At 43.5% G+C, this 22969-nt stretch carries 17 protein-coding genes, 2 tRNA genes and 3 rRNA genes; all 22 read left to right on the top strand.

Annotated elements, in window-relative coordinates; translation table 11 throughout:
- Positions 1 to 75: 75 nt before the first annotated feature.
- Positions 76 to 1002: a cysteine synthase A gene (gene cysK / locus ABE41_RS00385; protein ID WP_066285449.1), complete on the top strand. Its 927-nt coding sequence runs from the start codon at positions 76 to 78 to the stop codon at positions 1000 to 1002.
- Between the two features lie 454 nt (positions 1003 to 1456).
- Positions 1457 to 2887, top strand: a complete 1431-nt coding sequence (locus ABE41_RS00390) for an anthranilate synthase component I family protein (protein ID WP_066285452.1) — start codon at positions 1457 to 1459, stop codon at positions 2885 to 2887.
- A gap of 28 nt (positions 2888 to 2915) precedes the next feature.
- Positions 2916 to 3509: an aminodeoxychorismate/anthranilate synthase component II gene (pabA, locus tag ABE41_RS00395; protein ID WP_066285454.1), complete on the top strand. Its 594-nt coding sequence runs from the start codon at positions 2916 to 2918 to the stop codon at positions 3507 to 3509.
- Positions 3494 to 4342 carry an aminodeoxychorismate lyase gene (gene pabC / locus ABE41_RS00400; RefSeq protein WP_066285456.1) on the top strand — a complete coding sequence of 283 codons (849 nt, stop codon included), beginning with the start codon at positions 3494 to 3496 and terminating at the stop codon, positions 4340 to 4342. Before pabA ends, pabC begins: the two co-directional genes overlap by 16 nt.
- Before the next feature lie 25 nt (positions 4343 to 4367).
- A complete protein-coding gene (gene folP / locus ABE41_RS00405; RefSeq protein ID WP_437435457.1) occupies positions 4368 to 5222 on the top strand; it encodes a dihydropteroate synthase in 855 nt (284 codons plus the stop codon).
- A complete protein-coding gene (gene folB, locus ABE41_RS00410) occupies positions 5215 to 5577 on the top strand; it encodes a dihydroneopterin aldolase (protein WP_066285458.1) in 363 nt (120 codons plus the stop codon). The genes folP and folB overlap by 8 nt, the downstream gene beginning before the upstream one ends.
- Positions 5578 to 6111 carry a 2-amino-4-hydroxy-6-hydroxymethyldihydropteridine diphosphokinase gene (folK, locus tag ABE41_RS00415; RefSeq protein ID WP_066285459.1) on the top strand — a complete coding sequence of 178 codons (534 nt, stop codon included), beginning with the start codon at positions 5578 to 5580 and terminating at the stop codon, positions 6109 to 6111.
- The gene (locus tag ABE41_RS00420) at positions 6063 to 6260 is read left to right on the top strand and encodes a helix-turn-helix domain-containing protein (protein WP_066238222.1); all 198 of its coding nucleotides are present in this window, start codon (positions 6063 to 6065) and stop codon (positions 6258 to 6260) included. Before folK ends, ABE41_RS00420 begins: the two co-directional genes overlap by 49 nt.
- A 62-nt stretch (positions 6261 to 6322) precedes the next feature.
- Positions 6323 to 7294: a tRNA dihydrouridine synthase DusB gene (gene dusB, locus ABE41_RS00425; protein ID WP_066294468.1), complete on the top strand. Its 972-nt coding sequence runs from the start codon at positions 6323 to 6325 to the stop codon at positions 7292 to 7294.
- A 107-nt stretch (positions 7295 to 7401) separates the two neighbouring features.
- Entirely contained in the window at positions 7402 to 7815 is a 414-nt protein-coding gene (locus ABE41_RS00430) for a GreA/GreB family elongation factor (RefSeq protein ID WP_066285460.1), read from the top strand.
- A gap of 16 nt (positions 7816 to 7831) precedes the next feature.
- Entirely contained in the window at positions 7832 to 9325 is a 1494-nt protein-coding gene (gene lysS, locus ABE41_RS00435; RefSeq protein WP_066285462.1) for a lysine--tRNA ligase, read from the top strand.
- Between the two features lie 465 nt (positions 9326 to 9790).
- Positions 9791 to 11340: ribosomal RNA gene (locus ABE41_RS00440) — 16S ribosomal RNA — on the top strand.
- Between the two features lie 90 nt (positions 11341 to 11430).
- A tRNA-Ile gene (locus tag ABE41_RS00445) sits at positions 11431 to 11507 on the top strand.
- Between the two features lie 25 nt (positions 11508 to 11532).
- Positions 11533 to 11608, top strand: a tRNA-Ala gene (locus ABE41_RS00450).
- A 139-nt stretch (positions 11609 to 11747) separates the two neighbouring features.
- Positions 11748 to 14687, top strand: a 23S ribosomal RNA gene (locus ABE41_RS00455).
- Between the two features lie 92 nt (positions 14688 to 14779).
- Positions 14780 to 14895 (top strand): 5S ribosomal RNA (gene rrf, locus ABE41_RS00460).
- Together the 16S, 23S and 5S rRNA genes with 2 tRNA genes alongside form the textbook arrangement of a ribosomal RNA operon.
- Before the next feature lie 725 nt (positions 14896 to 15620).
- Positions 15621 to 16088: a CtsR family transcriptional regulator gene (locus ABE41_RS00465; RefSeq protein WP_066285464.1), complete on the top strand. Its 468-nt coding sequence runs from the start codon at positions 15621 to 15623 to the stop codon at positions 16086 to 16088.
- A gap of 36 nt (positions 16089 to 16124) precedes the next feature.
- Entirely contained in the window at positions 16125 to 16658 is a 534-nt protein-coding gene (locus tag ABE41_RS00470) for a protein-arginine kinase activator protein McsA (protein WP_066285466.1), read from the top strand.
- A gap of 4 nt (positions 16659 to 16662) precedes the next feature.
- A complete protein-coding gene (locus tag ABE41_RS00475; RefSeq protein ID WP_066285468.1) occupies positions 16663 to 17733 on the top strand; it encodes a protein-arginine kinase McsB in 1071 nt (356 codons plus the stop codon).
- A gap of 14 nt (positions 17734 to 17747) precedes the next feature.
- The gene (clpC, locus tag ABE41_RS00480; RefSeq protein WP_066285471.1) at positions 17748 to 20168 is read left to right on the top strand and encodes an ATP-dependent protease ATP-binding subunit ClpC; all 2421 of its coding nucleotides are present in this window, start codon (positions 17748 to 17750) and stop codon (positions 20166 to 20168) included.
- 286 nt (positions 20169 to 20454) lie between these two features.
- On the top strand, positions 20455 to 21828 hold the full coding sequence (radA, locus tag ABE41_RS00485) for a DNA repair protein RadA (protein ID WP_066285473.1): 1374 nt from the start codon (positions 20455 to 20457) through the stop codon (positions 21826 to 21828).
- A gap of 8 nt (positions 21829 to 21836) precedes the next feature.
- Entirely contained in the window at positions 21837 to 22910 is a 1074-nt protein-coding gene (gene disA / locus ABE41_RS00490) for a DNA integrity scanning diadenylate cyclase DisA (protein ID WP_066285475.1), read from the top strand.
- Positions 22911 to 22969: the final 59 nt, after the last annotated feature.

The following is a 22969-nucleotide window of genomic DNA, read 5'->3' on the forward strand; positions in this document are numbered from 1 at the left end:
TTTAAATTGACACTTGATTTCTATAGTTGATACAATTAATCCAATAAAAATACTCGGTTTTAGGAGTGGTGGCAAATGGCACGTGTGGCACAGTCGATTACAGATCTAATCGGTCAAACCCCTGTTGTGAAATTGAATCGGTTAACAACAGAAGATATGGCAGATGTGTATTTGAAATTAGAATTTATGAACCCTGGAAGCAGTGTAAAAGATCGTATTGCATTAGCGATGATCGAAGATGCTGAAGAGAGCGGCAAGTTAAAAGCAGGCGACACGATCGTTGAGCCAACAAGCGGAAACACCGGGATTGGATTAGCGATGGTTGCAGCTGCAAAAGGATACAAAACAGTTCTTGTTATGCCTGAAACAATGAGTATGGAAAGACGGAATCTGTTAAGAGCATACGGAGCAGAACTGATATTGACTCCTGGACCTGAAGGAATGGGCGGAGCGATCAGGAAGGCTGAAGAACTTTCAAAAGAAAAAGGCTATTTCATGCCGCAGCAGTTTAAAAATGAAGCAAACCCAAAAGTTCACAGAAATACGACCGGAAAAGAAATTATTGCACAATTTCCTGATGGTTTAGACGCTTTCGTGTCGGGCATTGGTACGGGCGGGACAATTACGGGTGCAGGCGAGGTTATAAAAGAAAAATATCCTGAAGTTAAAATCTATGCTGTAGAGCCGACTGACTCTCCAGTTCTTTCAGGCGGTAAACCAGGACCCCATAAGATACAGGGAATAGGAGCAGGTTTTGTTCCCGATATTTTAAAAACAGATATTTATGATGAAGTTTTGACGATCTCAAATGATGAAGCATTTGAATGGGCAAGAAGAGCAGCACGTGAAGAAGGGCTATTAGGAGGCATCTCTTCAGGTGCAGCAATCGCAGCTGCATTAAAAGTTGCCAAAAAGCTCGGAAAAGGAAAAAAGGTACTCGCTGTTATACCAAGTAACGGTGAAAGATATTTAAGTACACCGCTTTACCAATTCGAAGACTAACATTACCGCTCCCTTATGGGGGCTTTTTTTTATATAAAAGATAAGGTTAGTAGGAACAGTGGAACAGACGGAAAGCGAAAGCGTCGTTTTAGCCCCTTTCTCCGGTCCATGTTGATGTAATTTACGGTACGTGTTCTTATAATTATTACACGTTCGCTCAAAATTCCTGAGTTTCGCTCAAGAAAGCCGAGTTACGCTCAAGGTCTTCAAGCTACGCTCAAACAGCCTGAAGTTACGCTCAAGAACTTCTTTTTTCGCTCAAAGTAACGAAAAATGAGTGCAGAACTCAAGAGGCTCACCGCACGCCCCGCGGAAAGCGAGCAACCTAGAGGAAATCAACCACTTCTAATCATTCAAACACTCATTTGAAAATGCAGGAAATTGACAGAAAGGTGTGCCAAAGTGAAACGCCTCATGTACAATGTAAGCAGAAGATTTTTGGGAGAGTGACCTTATGGGGAAGAACAAGAAATGGCATGTGCTGCATACTAATATTCCGCTTTCTAAAGAAGAGTGGTTTTATAAATATAAAACTTTGTCTGTAACCGAACCACGTCATGTTTTATTGGAGAGTGGAAGAACAGGAAGGTACAGCATTATTGGACTTTCTCCATTCGCTGAGGTTTCGGGAAAAGAAGATGTTTTAACGGTAAAAACAGATGACGGGATCACTCTGAAAAAAGGTCCTGTTTACAAAGAGTTTCAGCGATGGTTTAAGCATTTTGAAATCGAACCCGTTGAAGGTCTGCCGGACTTTACAGGAGGGGCAATCGGATATTTAAGTTATGACCTGACTCGCGAATTCGAGAAACTTCCAGCACGTTCAGATGATGACCTAGAGCTGCCTGATTTATATTTTTTATTATTTAAAGATGTTTTTGTCTATGATCATGAGACGAATAAGCTTTGGATTCTCGTGTTAAGTGAAGAAAAAGACGATTCATATAGCTTGGACAAGCTCCGTGCGTTTAAGGAAATGTGGCATACACCTAGTTCCCCGCAGCCTTCAAAAGCTTATGATCAGAGCTTTTCAAACGATGAGGACTTTAAGCACGTATCTATGACCGAAGATGTTTTTGTTCAAGCGGTCAAAAAGGTTCAGTCCTATATCTCTGACGGAGATGTATTTCAAGTGAATCTGTCTGTCCGCCAATCAAAAGTACTGCAGACAGAGCCTTTTCATATATACGAAGAATTAAGAAGGATCAATCCTTCACCTTATATGGGATATTTAGAAACTCCTGACTTCCAGCTTGTCAGTGCTTCCCCTGAGTTATTAGTAAAGAAAAAAGGCGACTGTGTAAGCACAAGGCCTATCGCGGGTACACGCCCGCGGGGGAGAACGGAAGAGGAAGATCTGGAGCTAGCAAATACGCTCATTGAAAATGAAAAAGAACGTGCAGAACATGTGATGCTCGTTGATCTTGAAAGAAACGATCTTGGGAAGGTTTCAGCATACGGAACAGTTAAAGTGGACGAGTTTATGGTTATTGAAAGGTACTCGCATGTCATGCATATCGTTTCAAATGTAGTTGGTAAATTAAGACCAGAATGTGATGCTTTTGATTGCATAAAAGCTACGTTTCCAGGCGGAACGATAACAGGTGCTCCAAAGGTAAGGACGATGGAGATCATCGAGGAGCTTGAACCAGTCCGAAGAAGCGTTTATACAGGAAGCATCGGATGGATCGGGTTTAACGGCGATACAGAAATGAATATCGCAATACGCACAATGGTATGTCAAAATGGAACTGCGCATGTTCAAGCAGGCGCGGGTATTGTAATTGACTCGGTACCAGAAAGTGAATATAAAGAGAGTTTGAAAAAAGCAGAGGCGCTGTGGCGTGCCAAAGAGCAAAGTGAGCTCGGATCAATATTGGTATAAAACAGCACATGAGAGGAGAAGAGACGAGATGATTTTAATGATTGATAACTATGATTCTTTTACGTATAACCTCGTTCAATACTTAGGTGAGATGGGTGAGGAGCTAGTCGTAAAAAGAAATGATGAAATCACAATTAAAGAGATCGAACACTTAAATCCAGAATTTCTGATGATATCACCTGGACCATGCTCTCCAAATGAGGCGGGTATCAGTCTGGAAGCGATACGACATTTTGCTGGGAAGATTCCTATATTCGGCGTGTGTCTTGGACACCAGGCGATTGCGCAGGTTTTTGGCGGGGATGTAGTTCGTGCCGACAGATTGATGCATGGCAAAGTTTCACCGGTTCTTCATGACGGAAAAACAGTATATGAAGGCTTAGAGCAGGAGTTTCCTGCAACGCGCTACCACTCACTAATTGTAAAAAGAGAAACGCTGCCCGATTGCTTTGAGATTTCTTCTTGGACAGAAGAAGGCGAGATTATGGGAATCCGCCATAAAGAACTCCCAATTGAAGGGGTGCAATATCATCCTGAATCCATTTTAACGGAGGACGGAAAGAAACTTTTAAGAAACTTTATTGATTTCTATAAAGGAAAAAATGTATGTACATCTATATAAATGGAAAAGTTCTAACAAAGGAAGAAGCCGTAATTTCGCCTTATGACCACGGGTTTATGTATGGTCTTGGAGCGTTTGAAACGTTCAGAACGTATAATGGCTTTCCTTATTTGGTCGATGAGCATATAGATCGGCTTCAAGAAGCACTAAAAGAGTTAAATATTAGTGCAGTAATAAATAAAGAACATGTTATTGAAATGGTTCAAACCCTTCTGCAAAAAAATAAATTAGAGAATGCATATTTTCGTTTAAACGTCTCAGCGGGTAACGGTGATATAGGATTGCAAACCGATCCTTATGAAAATCCCGTGGTTATTCTTTATACGAAGCCGCTTCCGCAATCTATCGCTTCTGCGAAAGAACTGATCATACTCAAGACCGTACGCAACACTCCAGAAGGCAAACAAAGGTTAAAATCACATCACTACTTAAACAGCATACTTGGCAAAAGAGAGCTTAAAGATCCAGCAGGGCAAGAAGGTATGTTTCTAACAGAAGATGGGTTTATCAGCGAAGGCACAGTCTCCAACCTTTTTTGGTTTAAAAATGGAACATTGTTCACTCCGGGATTGTCAACGGGTATTCTAAACGGCATTACAAGAAAATGGGTTTTAAATGCTTCAGAGAAAATGAACATTCCTTTTGAAACGGGGAATTATAAAATAAATGAACTTCATAATGCGGATGAAGTCTTTCTAACAAATTCAATTCAGGAACTTGTCCCGGTTAACCGGTTCGAACAAAAACACTTTCCTGGTGCGGAAGGGCAACTTTTTCAAAAACTAAAAGCAAAGTACACAGAAGATACGAATAATAGACGCCGAACGATTTAAGGTTTTAAGAAAGGGTAGATAGTCTATGCATGAAATGATCATGAACCAGCCTAAGCTGATGTGCGGAGAATACGTACTCGATTTTTCGAAGAAAACATATGTGATGGGGATATTGAACGTAACTCCTGATTCTTTCTCAGATGGCGGACATCATAACCGGATTGAACAAGCCATCGTCCACGCAAAAGAGATGGTGAGGGACGGAGCTGACATTATCGATGTTGGCGGTGAATCCACTAGACCTGGTGCTGCAAAAGTAACGCTCGAAGAAGAACTAGAACGGGTGATCCCTGTCATTGAAGCATTGAAACAGGAAGTTAATGTGCCGATTTCAATCGATACGTATAAAGCTGAAACGGCAAGACAAGCTGTTCAAGCTGGTGCTCATATCATCAACGACGTATGGGGTGCTAAACTGGATCCTGAGATGCCTCGTGTTATGGCCGAAACAAATGTACCTGTGATCTTAATGCATAACCGATTTGACACCAATTATCAGGAGTTCATGGCTGATGTGATTGCTGACTTGGAACACAGTATAGCAATAGCTGTTAAGGCAGGAGTTAAACCTGAAAAGATAATACTTGATCCAGGGATCGGGTTCGTTAAATCCTTTCAGCAAAATCTTGAAACAATGAGAAGGCTGAATGAAATAACAAACATGGGCTATCCAGTCTTACTGGGTACATCCAGAAAATCGATGATCGGAAAAGCGCTTGATCTTCCAATTGATGAACGTATGGAAGGGACAGGGGCTACAGTCTGCCTTGGAATTGAACGAGGCTGTTCAATCGTTCGTGTGCATGATGTTAAAGAAATAAGCAGAATGGCTAAAATGATGGATATTATGCTTGGGAAAGGTGCTGAGAGCCATGGATAAAATGTATGTGACTGGCATGAAATTTTATGGCTATCACGGCGTTTTTGCTGAGGAACAAAAGCTCGGCCAACGGTTCAGCGTAGATGTAACACTGTCACTTGATCTTTCAAAAGCGGGACTTACTGATGAACTAGATCAAACAGTCAACTATAAAGAAGTTTACGATGCAGTAAAAGAAATTGTTGAGGGAGATCCAGTAAAACTTTTAGAGTCGTTAGCTGAAAGCATTGCTGCCTCTTTGCTCGGAAAGTTCACTTCAGTAGATGAAACAACAATAAAAGTTATAAAACCAGATCCTCCTATTCCGGGACATTATGACTCTGTTGCGGTCGAGATCACAAGAGGCCGCAGTTAAATGGAGCAATTGAATACCGCTTACTTGTCAGTCGGATCAAACATGGGTGACAGAGAAGGGCTGCTTACAAAATCGATAGAGCTGCTTAATGGATATCCAGAAATATTAATAGAGAGTGTATCTTCTATTTATGAAACAGATCCTGTAGGTTTTACTGATCAGCCTCTATTTTTGAATTTAGCCATAAAACTCAAAACCGGCCTTTCTCCACAGGTATTATTGAGTAAACTGCAAGAGGTGGAGAACAATCTGGATCGAAAAAGAGTTCAAAAATGGGGACCTCGAACAATAGACCTTGACATTTTATTGTATAATAGTGTAAGTATACAGACGGAAGACTTAGAAATTCCGCATCCACGTATGCTTGAAAGGGCATTTGTTCTGCTACCTCTTAGTGAAATTGCTCCTGATAACGTTTATCCGGATAAAACAATTTCTTTACATCAAGTCCTTTGCGAACAAAGAGATAAAGAAGGTGTACGCATATGGAAGAAGATCGACTGGGAAGACGCATCCGTGCGTTCAGAAAGTTAAAAGGTTATACGCAAGAGCAGCTTGCTAAAGATATCGGTATATCAGTATCGGTTCTTGGCGAGGTGGAAAGGGGCAGCCGAAAGCCCAAAGTAGATTTGCTCCATAAAATAGCGAATCAATTCAGCATTAACGTTGAAGAGTTACAGTAAGCAGATAGATTTTATTAATTGATTGAAACGAGGTGATATGTACGTTGAAAATCGGTGATATTATGTTGAAAAACCCTGTTGTCCTTGCCCCTATGGCAGGTGTGTGCAACCCTGCATTCCGTTTGATCGCAAAAGAGTTCGGAGCAGGACTTGTATGTGCAGAGATGGTAAGTGACAAAGGAATTCTTTATGAAAATGAAAAATCGCTGAAGATGCTATATGTAGATGAACGCGAAAAACCGCTAAGCCTTCAAATTTTTGGGGGAGAACGCGAATCATTGGTAGCTGCAGCTAAATATGTTGATAAACATACCAATGCAGATATTATAGATATAAATATGGGATGCCCGGTTCCAAAAATCACAAAATGTGATGCAGGAGCAAAGTGGCTGCTTGATCCAGATAAGATCTATGAGATGGTGGCAGCAACAGTTGATGCTGTTCAAAAGCCGGTAACAGTAAAAATGCGTGTCGGATGGGATGAAGATCACATTTATGCTGTTAAAAACGCACAGGCAGTTGAACGTGCTGGCGGCGCAGCAGTTGCAGTGCACGGCCGTACACGTGTTCAAATGTATGAAGGAACTGCAAACTGGGACATCATCAAAGAAGTAAAACAAAATGTTTCGATTCCTGTAATCGGAAATGGTGATATCTCAACTCCTCAAGAAGCGAAAGAGCGTCTTGAAAAATATGGCGTTGACGGTGTAATGATCGGGAGAGCAGCTCTCGGAAATCCATGGATGCTGTATCGTACCGTTCAATACCTAGAAACAGGAGAGATTCTTCCTGAACCGGATGCTCGTGAAAAAATGAATATCTGCATGCTTCACATGGATCGTTTGATCGAGCTTAAAGGCGAAGATGTTGCAGTTCGAGAAATGAGAAAACATGCAGCTTGGTATCTTAAAGGATTACCGAAGACAGGATCTGTCCGAAATGAAATTAACCAGATGACAACACGTGACGGCATGAGCAAGGTATTGTTCGGTTACGTAGATCAGCTGGAAGAAAAACAGCAAAAAATCAGCTAATTATAGTGACATACAGCCAGATCATCAGATGACTGGCTGTTGTTTGCTTAAATGGTCAAAACAACAGCCGGTGTTTTCTTTTATTAAAAACTGAGGGGGAATAGCATATGAATATGCTAAAACTCACACAAGAAGGCACCAGGAAGCTTGAAAATGAACTGCAGTACCTGAAAAAACGCAAAAAGGAATTCCGGAATTCGCCGGAAAAAGATTTCATAATGAGCCGGATGGAAGAGATAGAGAGAGTATTATCATCTTCTATTACATGGCCAGTTGTAAGAGAAGCGGCAGATTTTGTAGAAGCCGGTTCAACCATTACAATAGAGGAAACCGTCTATAAAGAGAGATACACATATACAATTGTTCATCCTTATGAAGCGGATCCCCGTGATAATATGATTTCTGTTCATTCTCCGATTGCAAAAGCCGCCATTGGTAAAACGGTAAATACATTAATTTGTGTTCAAGTACCGGCGGGTGAAAATTTAACTTATAACATAATAGATATCCAAAACTGCTAAAGGTAGGAGTGTTCCCATGAGTCAAGAAGTAGAATTAAATGATTTGCTGCGTGTGCGGCGCGAAAAGTTAGCTTCTTTAACAGAAAAAGGATTAGATCCGTTTGGTACAAAGTTTAGCCGTACCCATACAGCTGCTGATCTTGTAACTGAGTATGGAGAAGTTGAAAAAGAAGAACTGGACAGCCAGGAGATCGAAGTTACTCTTGCTGGACGTATCATGACTAAGCGCGGAAAAGGTAAAGCTGGTTTTGCTCATATTCAGGACTTAACAGGTAAAATTCAGATTTACGTAAGACAGGATGCAGTCGGCGAAGATCAATATGATTTGTTCAATACTATTGATATCGGTGACTGGGTAGGAGTTACGGGATTAGTATTTAAAACAAAAGTCGGGGAACTTTCTATTAAAGCAAAAGACTTTCAGCTTTTAACTAAATCCTTGCGTCCTCTTCCAGACAAGTTCCATGGATTAAAAGATGTTGAACAGCGCTACCGTCAGCGTTATGTCGATTTAATCATGAACCCAGAAGTAAAAGATACTTTTATATCTCGTTCAAAGATTATTCGTTCTATGCGCCGTTACTTAGATGATCATGGCTACTTGGAAGTTGAAACACCAACGATGCATTCTATTCCTGGAGGAGCATCTGCCCGCCCGTTTATTACACATCACAATGCGTTGGACATGGAGCTTTACATGCGTATCGCGATCGAACTTCACTTAAAGCGTCTGATCGTAGGCGGTCTTGAAAAGGTTTATGAAATCGGCCGTGTATTCCGTAATGAAGGTGTATCTACTCGCCACAACCCGGAATTCACGATGATTGAATTGTATGAAGCTTATGCTGATTACCTTGATATTATGGAACTTACTGAAAATCTCATCGCTCATATTGCGGAAGATGTGCTCGGATCAACCACAGTAAAGTATGGTGATTATGAAGTAGATCTTAAACCTCGCTGGAAGAGAGTTCATATGGTCGATGCTATTAAAGAAGCAGCAGGTGTGGATTTCTGGCCGGAAATGTCAGATGAAGAAGCGCGCGAACTAGCTAAAAAGCATAACGTGCCAGTAAAAGATAATATGTCTTATGGACATGTTGTAAATGAATTCTTTGAGCATTTTGTTGAAGAAAAGCTTATTCAGCCTACATTTGTATACGGACATCCGGTTGCGATTTCTCCTCTTGCTAAAAAGAATCCAGAGGACCCGCGTTTTACTGACCGTTTCGAACTATTTATCGTAGGCCGCGAACATGCGAATGCGTTCTCGGAGCTTAACGATCCGATCGATCAGCGCGAACGTTTTGAAGAACAATTAAAAGAACGTGCTGAAGGCAACGATGAAGCACACATGATGGATGAAGATTTTGTAGAGGCGCTTGAATATGGTATGCCTCCAACTGGCGGACTGGGAATCGGTATTGACCGCCTGGTTATGTTATTAACGAACTCACCATCTATCCGTGACGTATTGTTATTCCCGCAAATGCGCCATTCAGAGAAATAAGTTATTTAAAACCAGCCTTGTGCTGGTTTTTTTATTTATACAGGAATGATTTGTTTTTGTTTTGAGAAAGATAATTGAGGTGCTGGCAGAATAATTGCCATTTCACAATATCTTGTGTTTAAAGGTTAATCGTTTAGCCCATATTGTAATTAGCCTTATGGCGGTATTGTTTGAAGAAAAAATGTTTAGCTATTTTAAGAAAAACTATTGTACAAGAGCGAAAATGGTGGTATATTATTCTTCGTCGCAAGGAATACTAACGTGTTGATTGCTTATCAAAAACCATTTGAAGTTTTTTCGAAAAAGCTGTTGACAACAAGGGTTGCGGCATGATAACCTAATAAAGTCGCCAAAACGAGCGGCGTTAAAAAAGGTTTAAACAAGTTCTTTGAAAACTGAACAAAAGCAAAGGTAAGGAATTAAGAATTAATTCCGTCAGTAACAAATTAGAGCAAGTCAAACACTTTTATGGAGAGTTTGATCCTGGCTCAGGATGAACGCTGGCGGCGTGCCTAATACATGCAAGTCGAGCGAATGAAGAGGGGTTTGCTCCTCTGATTTAGCGGCGGACGGGTGAGTAACACGTGGGTAATCTGCCTGTAAGACGGGGATAACTCCGGGAAACCGGGGCTAATACCGGATAATAAGAAGAAACGCATGTTTCTTTTTTGAAAGTCGGTTTCGGCTGACACTTACAGATGAGCCCGCGGCGCATTAGCTAGTTGGTGAGGTAACGGCTCACCAAGGCGACGATGCGTAGCCGACCTGAGAGGGTGATCGGCCACACTGGGACTGAGACACGGCCCAGACTCCTACGGGAGGCAGCAGTAGGGAATCTTCGGCAATGGGCGAAAGCCTGACCGAGCAACGCCGCGTGAGCGATGAAGGCCTTCGGGTCGTAAAGCTCTGTTGTTAGAGAAGAACAAGTACGAGAGTAACTGCTCGTACCTTGACGGTACCTAACCAGAAAGCCACGGCTAACTACGTGCCAGCAGCCGCGGTAATACGTAGGTGGCAAGCGTTATCCGGAATTATTGGGCGTAAAGCGCGCGCAGGCGGTCTCTTAAGTCTGATGTGAAAGCCCACGGCTCAACCGTGGAGGGTCATTGGAAACTGGGAGACTTGAGTGCAGGAGAGAAAAGTGGAATTCCACGTGTAGCGGTGAAATGCGTAGAGATGTGGAGGAACACCAGTGGCGAAGGCGGCTTTTTGGCCTGTAACTGACGCTGAGGCGCGAAAGCGTGGGGAGCAAACAGGATTAGATACCCTGGTAGTCCACGCCGTAAACGATGAGTGCTAGGTGTTGGGGGGTTCCACCCTCAGTGCTGAAGTTAACACATTAAGCACTCCGCCTGGGGAGTACGACCGCAAGGTTGAAACTCAAAGGAATTGACGGGGGCCCGCACAAGCAGTGGAGCATGTGGTTTAATTCGAAGCAACGCGAAGAACCTTACCAGGTCTTGACATCCTCTGATCACTCTAGAGATAGAGCTTTCCCCTTCGGGGGACAGAGTGACAGGTGGTGCATGGTTGTCGTCAGCTCGTGTCGTGAGATGTTGGGTTAAGTCCCGCAACGAGCGCAACCCTTGACCTTAGTTGCCAGCATTCAGTTGGGCACTCTAAGGTGACTGCCGGTGACAAACCGGAGGAAGGTGGGGATGACGTCAAATCATCATGCCCCTTATGACCTGGGCTACACACGTGCTACAATGGATGGTACAAAGGGTTGCGAAGCCGCGAGGCCAAGCCAATCCCAAAAAGCCATTCTCAGTTCGGATTGTAGGCTGCAACTCGCCTACATGAAGCCGGAATTGCTAGTAATCGCGGATCAGCATGCCGCGGTGAATACGTTCCCGGGCCTTGTACACACCGCCCGTCACACCACGAGAGTTTGTAACACCCGAAGTCGGTGGGGTAACCCTTTTGGGAGCCAGCCGCCGAAGGTGGGACAGATGATTGGGGTGAAGTCGTAACAAGGTAGCCGTATCGGAAGGTGCGGCTGGATCACCTCCTTTCTATGGAGATTATGAAAACAGCTTCGACTGTTTCGTAAGTACACCTTTTGCCTTTTGTTCAGTTTTGAAGGAACTTTATACTTCCTTTAGGGGCCTATAGCTCAGCTGGTTAGAGCGCACGCCTGATAAGCGTGAGGTCGATGGTTCGAGTCCATTTAGGCCCACCATTTAAATTTTATATTCCTAGAATATGGGGCTTTAGCTCAGCTGGGAGAGCGCCTGCCTTGCACGCAGGAGGTCAGCGGTTCGATCCCGCTAAGCTCCACCATTGCACATCTTATGGATGATGCATTTTTAAATTGTGTTCTTTGAAAACTAGATATCGACATCCAAACAAAGTAATGCAAGGCAGATAGATTATTTATCTGCGCCAAAGCAAGAATCTTTGATGTGTAAACATCATATAAGGTTAAGCTAGAAAGGGCGCACGGTGGATGCCTTGGCACTAGGAGCCGAAGAAGGACGGGACGAACACCGATATGCCTCGGGGAGCTGTAAGTAAGCACTGATCCGGGGATTTCCGAATGGGGGAACCCACCATCCGTAATGGGATGGTATCCATATCTGAATACATAGGGTATGAGAAGGCAGACCCGGGGAACTGAAACATCTAAGTACCCGGAGGAAGAGAAAGCAAATGCGATTTCCTGAGTAGCGGCGAGCGAAACGGAAACAGCCCAAACCAGAGGGCTTGCCCTCTGGGGTTGTAGGACACTCTACATGGAGTTACAAAGGAACGAAGTAGGTGAAGCGGTCTGGAAAGGCCTGCCAAAGAAGGTAACAGCCCTGTAGCTGAAACTTCGTTCCCTCCTGAGTGGATCCTGAGTACGGCGGGACACGTGAAACCCCGTCGGAATCCGGGAGGACCATCTCCCAAGGCTAAATACTCCCTAGTGACCGATAGTGAACCAGTACCGTGAGGGAAAGGTGAAAAGCACCCCGGAAGGGGAGTGAAAGAGATCCTGAAACCGTGTGCCTACAAGTAGTCGGAGCCCATTAACGGGTGACGGCGTGCCTTTTGTAGAATGAACCGGCGAGTTACGATCCCGTGCAAGGTTAAGTTGAATAGACGGAGCCGCAGCGAAAGCGAGTCTGAATAGGGCGACATAGTACGTGGTCGTAGACCCGAAACCGTGTGATCTACCCATGTCCAGGGTGAAGTTCAGGTAACACTGAATGGAGGCCCGAACCCACGCACGTTGAAAAGTGCGGGGATGAGGTGTGGGTAGGGGTGAAATGCCAATCGAACACGGAGATAGCTGGTTCTCCCCGAAATAGCTTTAGGGCTAGCCTCGCGGCAAGATTCCTGGAGGTAGAGCACTGATTGGACTAGGGGCCCCCACAGGGTTACCGAATTCAGTCAAACTCCGAATGCCAGAGAATTATCCGCGGGAGTCAGACTGCGAGTGATAAGATCCGTAGTCAAAAGGGAAACAGCCCAGACCATCAGCTAAGGTCCCAAAGTATACGTTAAGTGGCAAAGGATGTGGAGTTGCCCAGACAACCAGGATGTTGGCTTAGAAGCAGCCACCATTTAAAGAGTGCGTAATAGCTCACTGGTCGAGTGACTCTGCGCCGAAAATGTAACGGGGCTAAACGTATCACCGAAGCTATGGCTTGTACCTTTAGGTACAGGGGTAGGGGAGCGTTCGAAGTGCAGTGAAGTCAGACCGGAAGGACTGGTGGAGCGCTTTGAAGTGAGAATGCCGGTATGAGTAGCGAAAGACAAGTGAGAATCTTGTCCATCGAAAGCCTAAGGTTTCCTGAGGAAGGCTCGTCCGCTCAGGGTTAGTCGGGGCCTAAGCCGAGGCTGAAAAGCGTAGGCGATGGATAACAGGTTGATATTCCTGTACCACCTCCTTTCCGTTTGAACAATGGGGGGACGCAGTAAGGTAGGGTGAGCGCACTGATGGAATAGTGCGTCTAAGCAGTTAGGCTGTTGGATAGGCAAATCCGTCCAACGTGAAGGCTGAGCTGTGATGGCGAGGGAAATTTTAGTACCGAAGTCCCTGATCCTACACTGCCAAGAAAAGCCTCTAGTGAGGAAAGAGGTGCCCGTACCGCAAACCGACACAGGTAGGCGAGGAGAGAATCCTAAGATGATCGGGAGAACTCTCGTTAAGGAACTCGGCAAAATGACCCCGTAACTTCGGGAGAAGGGGTGCTCTGATAGGGTTTATCGCCCGAGAGAGCCGCAGTGAATAGATCCAAGCGACTGTTTAGCAAAAACACAGGTCTCTGCGAAACCGCAAGGTGAAGTATAGGGGCTGACACCTGCCCGGTGCTGGAAGGTTAAGAGGAGGGGTTATCCCTTACGGGAGAAGCTCTGAATTGAAGCCCCAGTAAACGGCGGCCGTAACTATAACGGTCCTAAGGTAGCGAAATTCCTTGTCGGGTAAGTTCCGACCCGCACGAAAGGTGTAACGACTTGGATACTGTCTCAACGAGAGACCCGGTGAAATTATAGTACCTGTGAAGATGCAGGTTACCCCGCGACAGGACGGAAAGACCCCATGGAGCTTTACTGCAGCTTGATATTGGATTTTGGTACAGCTTGTACAGGATAGGTAGGAGCCTGAGAAGCCGGAGCGCCAGCTTCGGTGGAGGCGTCGGTGGGATACTACCCTGGCTGTATTGAAATTCTAACCTTGAACCGTGATCCGGTTCGGAGACAGTGTCAGGCGGGCAGTTTGACTGGGGCGGTCGCCTCCTAAACAGTAACGGAGGCGCCCAAAGGTTCCCTCAGAATGGTTGGAAATCATTCGCAGAGTGTAAAGGCACAAGGGAGCTTGACTGCGAGACCTACAAGTCGAGCAGGGACGAAAGTCGGGCTTAGTGATCCGGTGGTTCCGCATGGAAGGGCCATCGCTCAACGGATAAAAGCTACCCTGGGGATAACAGGCTTATCTCCCCCAAGAGTCCACATCGACGGGGAGGTTTGGCACCTCGATGTCGGCTCATCGCATCCTGGGGCTGAAGTAGGTCCCAAGGGTTGGGCTGTTCGCCCATTAAAGCGGTACGCGAGCTGGGTTCAGAACGTCGTGAGACAGTTCGGTCCCTATCCGTCGCGGGCGCAGGAAATTTGAGAGGAGCTGTCCTTAGTACGAGAGGACCGGGATGGACACACCGCTGGTGTACCAGTTGTTCCGCCAGGGGCATAGCTGGGTAGCTACGTGTGGACGGGATAAGTGCTGAAAGCATCTAAGCATGAAGCCCCCCTCAAGATGAGATTTCCCATCACGTTAAGTGAGTAAGACCCCTTAGAGATGATGAGGTTGATAGGTCTGGTGTGGAAGCGTGGTGACACGTGGAGCTGACAGATACTAATCGGTCGAGGGCTTATCCTTAATATTGTATGAAACGTTTGGAAACGTCGTATCTAGTTTTGAGAGAACAACCTCTCAAACTTAATAAAATCATGGTTAACGTCATGGTTAGGTCTAGTGATGATGGCGAAGAGGTCACACCCGTTCCCATACCGAACACGGAAGTTAAGCTCTTCAGCGCCGATGGTAGTTGGGGGTCTCCCCCTGTTAGAGTAGGACGTCGCTAGGCAATGAGGAAGATGGATGAAGATCCATCTTCTTTTTTTGTGTTAAAAAGAAAGAAAACAACAGCTTTTTTATAGAAAATCCATGCTGGTTACCTAAAAGAAGTAAAATTGGGACGAGAAACGACTAGTAGTTGAGGTTCAAAAAACAGTAGCCGAACCGTTATAAGTTCTCAAAAAAATTTATAAGTCTCCATCTAAATCGGAGAATATCAGCGGTGAAGAAGATAGCTGATCGACCTCACTTTTGTCGAAAAGTCTATAAATGAAAATTTACAGCTTGAAAAGCAAAAAATTACAGCTTACAAATATAAATTTCAGCCTATAAATCCAAATTACAGCCTAGAAAATAAAATTACAGCCTGAAAACACTTTACCCCTAATGAATCCCTCGGCAGAAAACAAAACAATATCTACAATTGCTATATCAATCAGAGATTCACAATCTCCGAATGAAGTCTAAACGAAGCAAAATCAAGTCTCTTTAGTTATATAACCTCCATCCACTTCCACAATATCAAAAGGCTCACCTAACAACCATCCCATCAAAAAAACCACATCAGCAAATCCCATCATGCCTCCAAAACCACCATCTTTTCGACAGAATCATACAGGTTAAAGCACGACTCATGAGGCAATAATGGAGGCATAGAGATTTGCATTTTCAGAAAAAACCTGGCTATAATAAGAGTATAGTCAAAGTTAGTCAAAGTCAGAAGGGGGAGGGGAAATGAGGAATATTTCAGATGTGATTGAAAATTATTTGAAGCAAATTCTCTCAAGCACAAACGATTTGGCCATCGAGATTAAACGGACAGATATTGCTGAAAGGTTTCAATGCGTACCTTCTCAAATAAATTATGTAATCAACACGAGATTTACGGTTGAAAAAGGTTTTGTGGTGGAAAGTAAAAGAGGTGGAGGCGGTTATATCCGGATCATGAAAGTTCGAACCGAGAGCTCCGCACATCTTATCGATCACTTAACAACCTTGATTGGTGAAAGGATATCACAAGGCAACGCAGAAAATGTAATTAAGAGACTACTGGAGGAAAACATTGTCCGTGAACGTGAAGCGAGGCTGATGTTGAGCGTTATGGACCGTTCCATCTTAAAGCTGAATCTTCCAGATAGAGATGAATTGCGTGCAGAACTTTTAAAAGCTATGATAAAAACTTTAAAATATAGAACCACATAGCCCTTTTTTTCATTCTATATAAAGGGAGGGAGCAGAATGAATTGTGAAGAATGCCATGAACGTGAAGCCTCATTGCATTTTACTAAGATCATAAATGGTGAGAAAACAGAATTTCACATTTGTGAACATTGTGCTAAAGAAAAAGGAGAATTCCTGCCGGGGTCGAATTCCTTTTCCATTCACCAATTGCTTTCTGGTCTTCTGCATGGTGATGGACATGTTCCGAATACACCATCATCTAACTTTATTCCGCCATCGTTAGCCTGTGAAAAATGCGGAATGAGTTATTATCAGTTTGCTAAAATTGGCCGTTTTGGATGTGATAATTGCTATAAAGCTTTTGAATCCAAATTAAATCCTATCTTCAAACGGGTTCATGGCGGCAATACATTGCATGCGGGGAAAATCCCATTACGGGCAGGAAGCAGTATTCAAGAAAAAAAGCAGCTTCAGCAATTAAAGCAAGCCATGCAGCAGTATATATTGAATGAGGAATTCGAAAAAGCTGCTGAAACAAGAGATGAAATAAGAGAAATTGAGCACCGCTTGCAGCAGGGGAGGGATACGTAAACTTATGTCTCTAGAGCGATTTATCAGTGATGCGATCAGTCCCTGGATGAAAAGGGAAGGACCCGAATCAGATATTGTTCTCTCAAGCCGTGTCCGACTTGCAAGAAATCTTCAGCAGTTTGTTTTTCCTATCGCAGCAGACAAAGAATCTGCTCATGAAGTGATTTCATCCATTTCATCTTTCATAAATCAAGAAAAGGATGTACCAGAAGCAGAAAATTTGGAAATGCTGGTAATGGAAAAGTTAAAACCGATTGAAAAACGGGTACTTGTTGAGAAACACCTTATAAGCCCAAATCTTGCTGAACAGGCAAAGTACGGGGCTGTGCTTATGAATGAGGATGAGTCAGTCAGCATCATGCTGAATGAGGAAGACCATATCCGCATTCAATGCTTAGCACCAGGTTTTCAACTCGAAGAAGTGCTTCATAAAGCAAATGTAATCGATGATTTTATTGAAAGAAATGCAGATTACGCATTCGATGAAAAGCGAGGATATTTAACGAGCTGTCCGACTAACGTGGGAACAGGACTCAGAGCCTCGGTCATGATGCATCTCCCCGCTTTGGTTCTGACAAAGAAGATGAGCCGCATTATTCCGGCGATTAATCAGCTTGGATTAGCCGTTAGAGGAATATATGGTGAAGGAACAGAAGCGCAGGGGAATATTTTTCAGATTTCAAATCAGATGACACTAGGCAAGTCAGAAGAGGATATAATGGAAGATCTAGCTGGTGTCGTCATGCAGGTTATACAGCAAGAACGTGCTGCAAGAAAACAGCTGCAGGATGGTTTGAAACTACAGCTTGAAGATAAGTTATATCGTTCATTGGGGACGTTGGAAAACAGCAGGATTATCCAATCGAAAGAAGCTGCCAAATGCTTATCAGATGTAAGGCTTGGCATCGACTTAGAAATCTTGCCTGGAATTTCGAAAACAATCTTAAATGAACTTATGATACTTACACAACCAGGTTTTCTTCAACAATATGCAGGTGAAGTTCTAACTCCAGACGAACGTGACATAAGAAGAGCCACTTTAATCAGAGAAAGAATAAAATTGGAAAACCGATAAGGAGCGTGAAGGGTATGATGTTTGGCCGTTTTACAGAGCGAGCTCAAAAAGTATTAGCGTTAGCACAAGAAGAAGCAATTCGATTAGGTCATAACAACGTGGGAACTGAGCATATTTTGTTAGGATTGATCAGGGAAGGCGAGGGTATTGCTGCAAAGGCTCTCCAAGTACTTGGTTTAGGACCTGAAAAGATTCAAAAAGAAGTGGAAACGTTAATCGGCCGTGGACAGGAAGCTGTTCAAACGATTCATTATACACCGCGTGCTAAAAAGGTGATTGAGCTTTCAATGGATGAAGCTCGTAAATTAGGACACTCATATGTTGGAACAGAACATATTTTATTAGGATTGATCCGTGAAGGTGAAGGCGTAGCAGCAAGAGTATTGAACAATCTTGGTGTAAGCCTGAACAAAGCGCGTCAGCAAGTGCTTCAATTGCTAGGGAGCAATGAATCTTCTTCCAGCCATAGAGGTTCATCTGCCAGCGCAAATACACCGACACTAGACAGCTTAGCTCGTGATCTGACATCAATTGCACGTGATGGTTCCCTTGATCCTGTTATAGGGCGTGCGAAAGAAATACAGCGTGTTATCGAAGTATTAAGCCGCCGTACGAAAAACAACCCTGTGCTGATTGGGGAGCCTGGTGTAGGTAAAACGGCGATTGCTGAAGGCTTAGCTCAGCAGATCATTAATAATGAGGTGCCAGAAACACTTCGCGATAAGCGAGTTATGACGCTTGATATGGGTACTGTTGTTGCAGGTACAAAATACAGAGGTGAATTCGAGGACCGTCTGAAAAAGGTAATGGATGAAATTCGCCAGGCTGGCAATATCATTCTATTCATTGACGAACTTCACACTTTGATTGGTGCAGGTGGTGCAGAAGGGGCGATCGATGCATCTAACATTTTAAAACCTGCCCTTGCCCGTGGTGAGCTTCAATGTATTGGTGCTACAACACTTGATGAATATAGAAAATATATTGAAAAAGACGCTGCGCTTGAACGCCGCTTCCAGCCGATCACGGTTAATGAGCCAACGAAGGATGAGAGCATCCAGATCCTTCAAGGTCTTCGTGACCGTTATGAAGCGCATCACCGTGTAACGATTACGGACGAAGCAATTGAAGCATCTGTTCAATTATCAGACCGCTATATTTCAGACCGATTCTTGCCGGATAAAGCGATCGACTTAATTGACGAAGCTGCATCAAAAGTACGTCTTCGTTCTTACACAGCTCCGCCAAACTTAAAAGAACTCGAGCAAAAGCTTGAAGAAGTACGCAAAGAAAAGGACGCAGCTGTTCAAAGCCAGGAGTTTGAAAAAGCAGCGTCTCTGCGTGATTCAGAACAGCGTCTTCGTGAAGAGCTTGAGAAGACGAAAGACGTTTGGAAAGAGAAACAAGGAAAAGAAAATACAGAAGTTACGCCTGAAGATATTGCGCAAGTTGTATCTTCGTGGACTGGAGTGCCAGTTTCTAAACTTGCACAAGAAGAAACAGAACGTCTGCTGAAGATGGAAGAAATTCTTCATGACCGCGTAATCGGCCAGTCCGAAGCGGTAACGGCTATTTCAAAAGCAATCCGAAGAGCTCGTGCAGGATTGAAGGACCCTAAGCGTCCGATTGGTTCGTTCATTTTCTTAGGACCGACTGGTGTTGGTAAAACGGAGCTTGCCAGGGCTGTTGCTGAAACACTTTTCGGAGATGAAGATGCTATCATCCGCATCGACATGTCGGAGTACATGGAGAAGCATACAACGTCAAGACTTGTTGGATCTCCTCCAGGTTACGTGGGGCATGAAGAAGGCGGACAGTTAACAGAGAAAGTAAGAAGAAAGCCTTATTCTGTTATCTTGCTTGACGAGATTGAAAAAGCACATCCAGAAGTATTCAACATTCTGCTTCAAGTTCTCGAAGATGGGCGTCTGACTGATTCTAAAGGACGTACTGTCGACTTCCGGAATACGGTTGTTATCATGACATCAAACGTTGGTGCGAGCACGTTAAAGCGCAACCGTTCACTAGGTTTTGCTGTTCATAATGAAGGACAGAAATACAACGATATGAAGACTAAAGTAATGGATGAATTAAAGCGCGCGTTCCGTCCAGAGTTCTTAAACCGTATCGATGAAATCATCGTCTTCCATTCTCTTGAGAAAGAGCACCTATTAAGAATTGTGGGTCTCATGGCAGATTCCTTGAAGAAGCGTCTAAGTGATCAAGGCATTGAGATTGAGCTTAGTCAGGCTGCACTAGAGAAGATTACAGAAGAAGGATATGACCCAGATTATGGAGCTCGTCCGCTTAGAAGAGCGCTTCAGCGTAAGATCGAGGATAGATTGTCTGAAGAGCTGCTAAAAGGAAATATCAACAAAGGGCAAACGGTTAAAATTGACGTTGAAGAGAACGACTTTGTTGTTGAAACGGTGTAACTTAATGAATGAACAGACTGGTTTTGGCCTGTGAAACAGAGCAAATGAGAATATCTTGCAAAAAAACCCGGAAGGCAGTCATGTCCTCCGGGTTTTTGTCGAAATAATTCTTACGTTTCGCCCTTTTTTGCAGAGCGTAAATGGAAAGAGTTGTTAGGTTTTATGTTATGATATTATTGAGTAAATTTTTTTATTTATAGCATTTAACTGTAATATATATAAAAGCTTCGGATTGAATAAATAGCATGTTTTTAAGGTGTGAAGTTTGGAAGAGGAGTTTTTTTAGATGGCGAAAGTAAAATCAATCTTTCTGTGCCAAGATTGCGGTTATGAGTCTCCAAAATGGATGGGGAAATGTCCAGGATGCCAGGCGTGGAATACGATGGTGGAAGAAACCATCCGTCCTGAAAAAAACGTAAGGGGACTTAGTTCTGGAGATTCAAATCTTAAGCAGAAACCACAGTCGATTGTGGAAGTTAAAAGTGAGCAGGAACCTCGTATTCCTACAAATTATCAGGAGTTTAACCGTGTTTTAGGCGGAGGGATTGTTCCAGGCTCTTTAGTTTTAGTTGGCGGAGATCCGGGAATCGGAAAATCAACGCTTCTCCTTCAGACATCAGCACAGCTTGCTCAAAAAGGAGAACGTGTTCTCTACATATCTGGTGAAGAATCTGTTAAACAAACAAAGTTAAGAGCGGACAGACTAGAAATTGCGGCAAAGGATTTGTTTGTATTAGCTGAAACGGATTTGGAACTGATAGAGCAGGCAATGGCTGACGTTATGCCATCTGTAATGATCATCGATTCCATTCAAACCGTCTATCGGTCTGAAGTAACTTCAGCACCAGGAAGTGTTTCGCAAGTAAGAGAATGTACATCGCATTTAATGAGAATGGCGAAAACAAAAGGAATTGCAATATTTATCGTTGGACATGTTACAAAAGAAGGTGCAATTGCCGGACCTCGCCTTTTGGAGCACATGGTAGACGCTGTGCTTTATTTTGAAGGTGAAAGACACCATACTTTCCGCATCTTAAGAGCAGTTAAGAACCGTTTTGGATCAACGAACGAGATTGGTGTTTTTGAGATGAAGGAAGAAGGATTGGAAGAAGTATTGAATCCTTCTGAAATTTTCTTGGAAGAACGTTCAAAAGGCGCAGCTGGTTCTACAGTAGTAGCTTCACTGGAAGGAACGCGGCCGATGCTTGTTGAGCTTCAGGCGCTTATTTCGCCGACCAGTTTTGGAAACCCTAGAAGAATGGCTACTGGCATCGATCATAACCGTGTATCGCTGCTGATGGCTGTTTTAGAGAAAAGAGTCGGATTGCTGCTTCAGAATCAAGATGCTTATTTAAATGTCGCAGGCGGAGTTAGACTCGATGAACCTGCGATAGATCTTGCTGTTGCGATCAGCATCGCATCAAGCTTCAGAGATGCACCGACAAAACCTACGGATGTAATGATCGGAGAAATTGGCTTAACGGGAGAAGTTCGAAGGGTTTCCCGTATTGAACAACGAGTACATGAAGCAGCAAAGCTAGGATTTACGCGTGCTATTATACCTGATAAAAATATCGGCGGCTGGACTGTTCCAAATGGAATAAAAGTCGTTGGTGTATCTACCGTTTATGAGGCATTACAAGCAGCGTTAGGAGGGTAAAGCATATTATGGATCATGCGATTAAAGAAGCGATCATTAGTCAGATGCTGCAGCTTGTTGCCCCCGGAACACCGCTTCGGGAAGGCATCGATAACGTATTGCGCGCAAATACAGGCGGACTGATTGTTGTTGGCTATAATGATAAAATAAAAGAGATCGTCGACGGTGGTTTTTCGATAAACTGCAAGTATTCACCTGCTTCTCTATACGAGCTTGCAAAGATGGACGGAGCCATCATTTTAAATGAAGATGCAGCGAAGATATTATTCGCGAACACGCAGCTTATTCCTGATACTGTTATTCCTTCAACGGAAACAGGAATCCGGCATAGAACGGCAGAGCGTGTTGCGCGGCAGACAGGAAACCTTGTAATCTCTATTTCACAGCGCCGTAACGTAATCACGCTTTATCAAGGAATGATTCGTTATTCCTTAAAAGAGATCGGCGTTATATTAACGAAAGCGAATCAGGCTATACAGACGCTTGAAAAATATAAAGTAGTCTTTGATCAAAGTGTGACCAATCTGGGTGCACTTGAATTTGAAGAACTTGTGACATTCCAGGAAGTTACACAAGTTATTCACAGAATTGAAATGGTTTTACGCATAAAAAATGAGATAATTAAATATGTTAATGAACTTGGAGTTGAAGGCAGACTGATCAGAATCCAGATGGAAGAGCTTGTCTCAAACATCGAAGAAGAAGCCTTGCTTTTGATTAAAGATTATATGAAGGACGATGAAAGCGATCCGTTTGCGATACTTCGCCAGCTCAATAAGCTTTCAAGCGAAGAATTATTTGATGAGTCCGTTATTATGAAACTTTTAGGCTTCTCAGCCGGTATGAATATGCAGGATGAAACCATTCATCCCCGCGGATACCGTATTCTTGCGAAGATACCAAGACTGCCATCTGTTATTATTGAAAACTTAACAGATGCATTTGAAAATCTCCCGCAAATTTTGCGTGCTTCAATTGATGAGTTGGACGAGGTTGAAGGAATTGGTGAAATTCGTGCAAGAAAAGTAAAAGAAGGATTAAAACGAATTCAGGAACAGCTTTTCGTAGATCGTCATATTTAGGTTTTTAAAAAAATGAATTTATACGTTTCAAATCTATTATTTTGTAAATAATGATTAGG

Source organism: Fictibacillus arsenicus, from assembly GCF_001642935.1.
Taxonomy (GTDB): Bacteria; Bacillota; Bacilli; order Bacillales; family Fictibacillaceae; genus Fictibacillus; species Fictibacillus arsenicus_B.

Coding starts and splice junctions, on each gene's coding strand:
- cysK (WP_066285449.1), top strand. CDS start 76: ATGGCACGTGTGGCACAGTCGATTACAGATCTAATCGGTCAAACCCCT.
- ABE41_RS00390 (WP_066285452.1), top strand. CDS start 1,457: ATGGGGAAGAACAAGAAATGGCATGTGCTGCATACTAATATTCCGCTT.
- pabA (WP_066285454.1), top strand. CDS start 2,916: ATGATTTTAATGATTGATAACTATGATTCTTTTACGTATAACCTCGTT.
- pabC (WP_066285456.1), top strand. CDS start 3,494: ATGTACATCTATATAAATGGAAAAGTTCTAACAAAGGAAGAAGCCGTA.
- folP (WP_437435457.1), top strand. CDS start 4,368: ATGCATGAAATGATCATGAACCAGCCTAAGCTGATGTGCGGAGAATAC.
- folB (WP_066285458.1), top strand. CDS start 5,215: ATGGATAAAATGTATGTGACTGGCATGAAATTTTATGGCTATCACGGC.
- folK (WP_066285459.1), top strand. CDS start 5,578: ATGGAGCAATTGAATACCGCTTACTTGTCAGTCGGATCAAACATGGGT.
- ABE41_RS00420 (WP_066238222.1), top strand. CDS start 6,063: ATGGAAGAAGATCGACTGGGAAGACGCATCCGTGCGTTCAGAAAGTTA.
- dusB (WP_066294468.1), top strand. CDS start 6,323: ATGTTGAAAAACCCTGTTGTCCTTGCCCCTATGGCAGGTGTGTGCAAC.
- ABE41_RS00430 (WP_066285460.1), top strand. CDS start 7,402: ATGAATATGCTAAAACTCACACAAGAAGGCACCAGGAAGCTTGAAAAT.
- lysS (WP_066285462.1), top strand. CDS start 7,832: ATGAGTCAAGAAGTAGAATTAAATGATTTGCTGCGTGTGCGGCGCGAA.
- ABE41_RS00465 (WP_066285464.1), top strand. CDS start 15,621: ATGAGGAATATTTCAGATGTGATTGAAAATTATTTGAAGCAAATTCTC.
- ABE41_RS00470 (WP_066285466.1), top strand. CDS start 16,125: ATGAATTGTGAAGAATGCCATGAACGTGAAGCCTCATTGCATTTTACT.
- ABE41_RS00475 (WP_066285468.1), top strand. CDS start 16,663: ATGTCTCTAGAGCGATTTATCAGTGATGCGATCAGTCCCTGGATGAAA.
- clpC (WP_066285471.1), top strand. CDS start 17,748: ATGATGTTTGGCCGTTTTACAGAGCGAGCTCAAAAAGTATTAGCGTTA.
- radA (WP_066285473.1), top strand. CDS start 20,455: ATGGCGAAAGTAAAATCAATCTTTCTGTGCCAAGATTGCGGTTATGAG.
- disA (WP_066285475.1), top strand. CDS start 21,837: ATGGATCATGCGATTAAAGAAGCGATCATTAGTCAGATGCTGCAGCTT.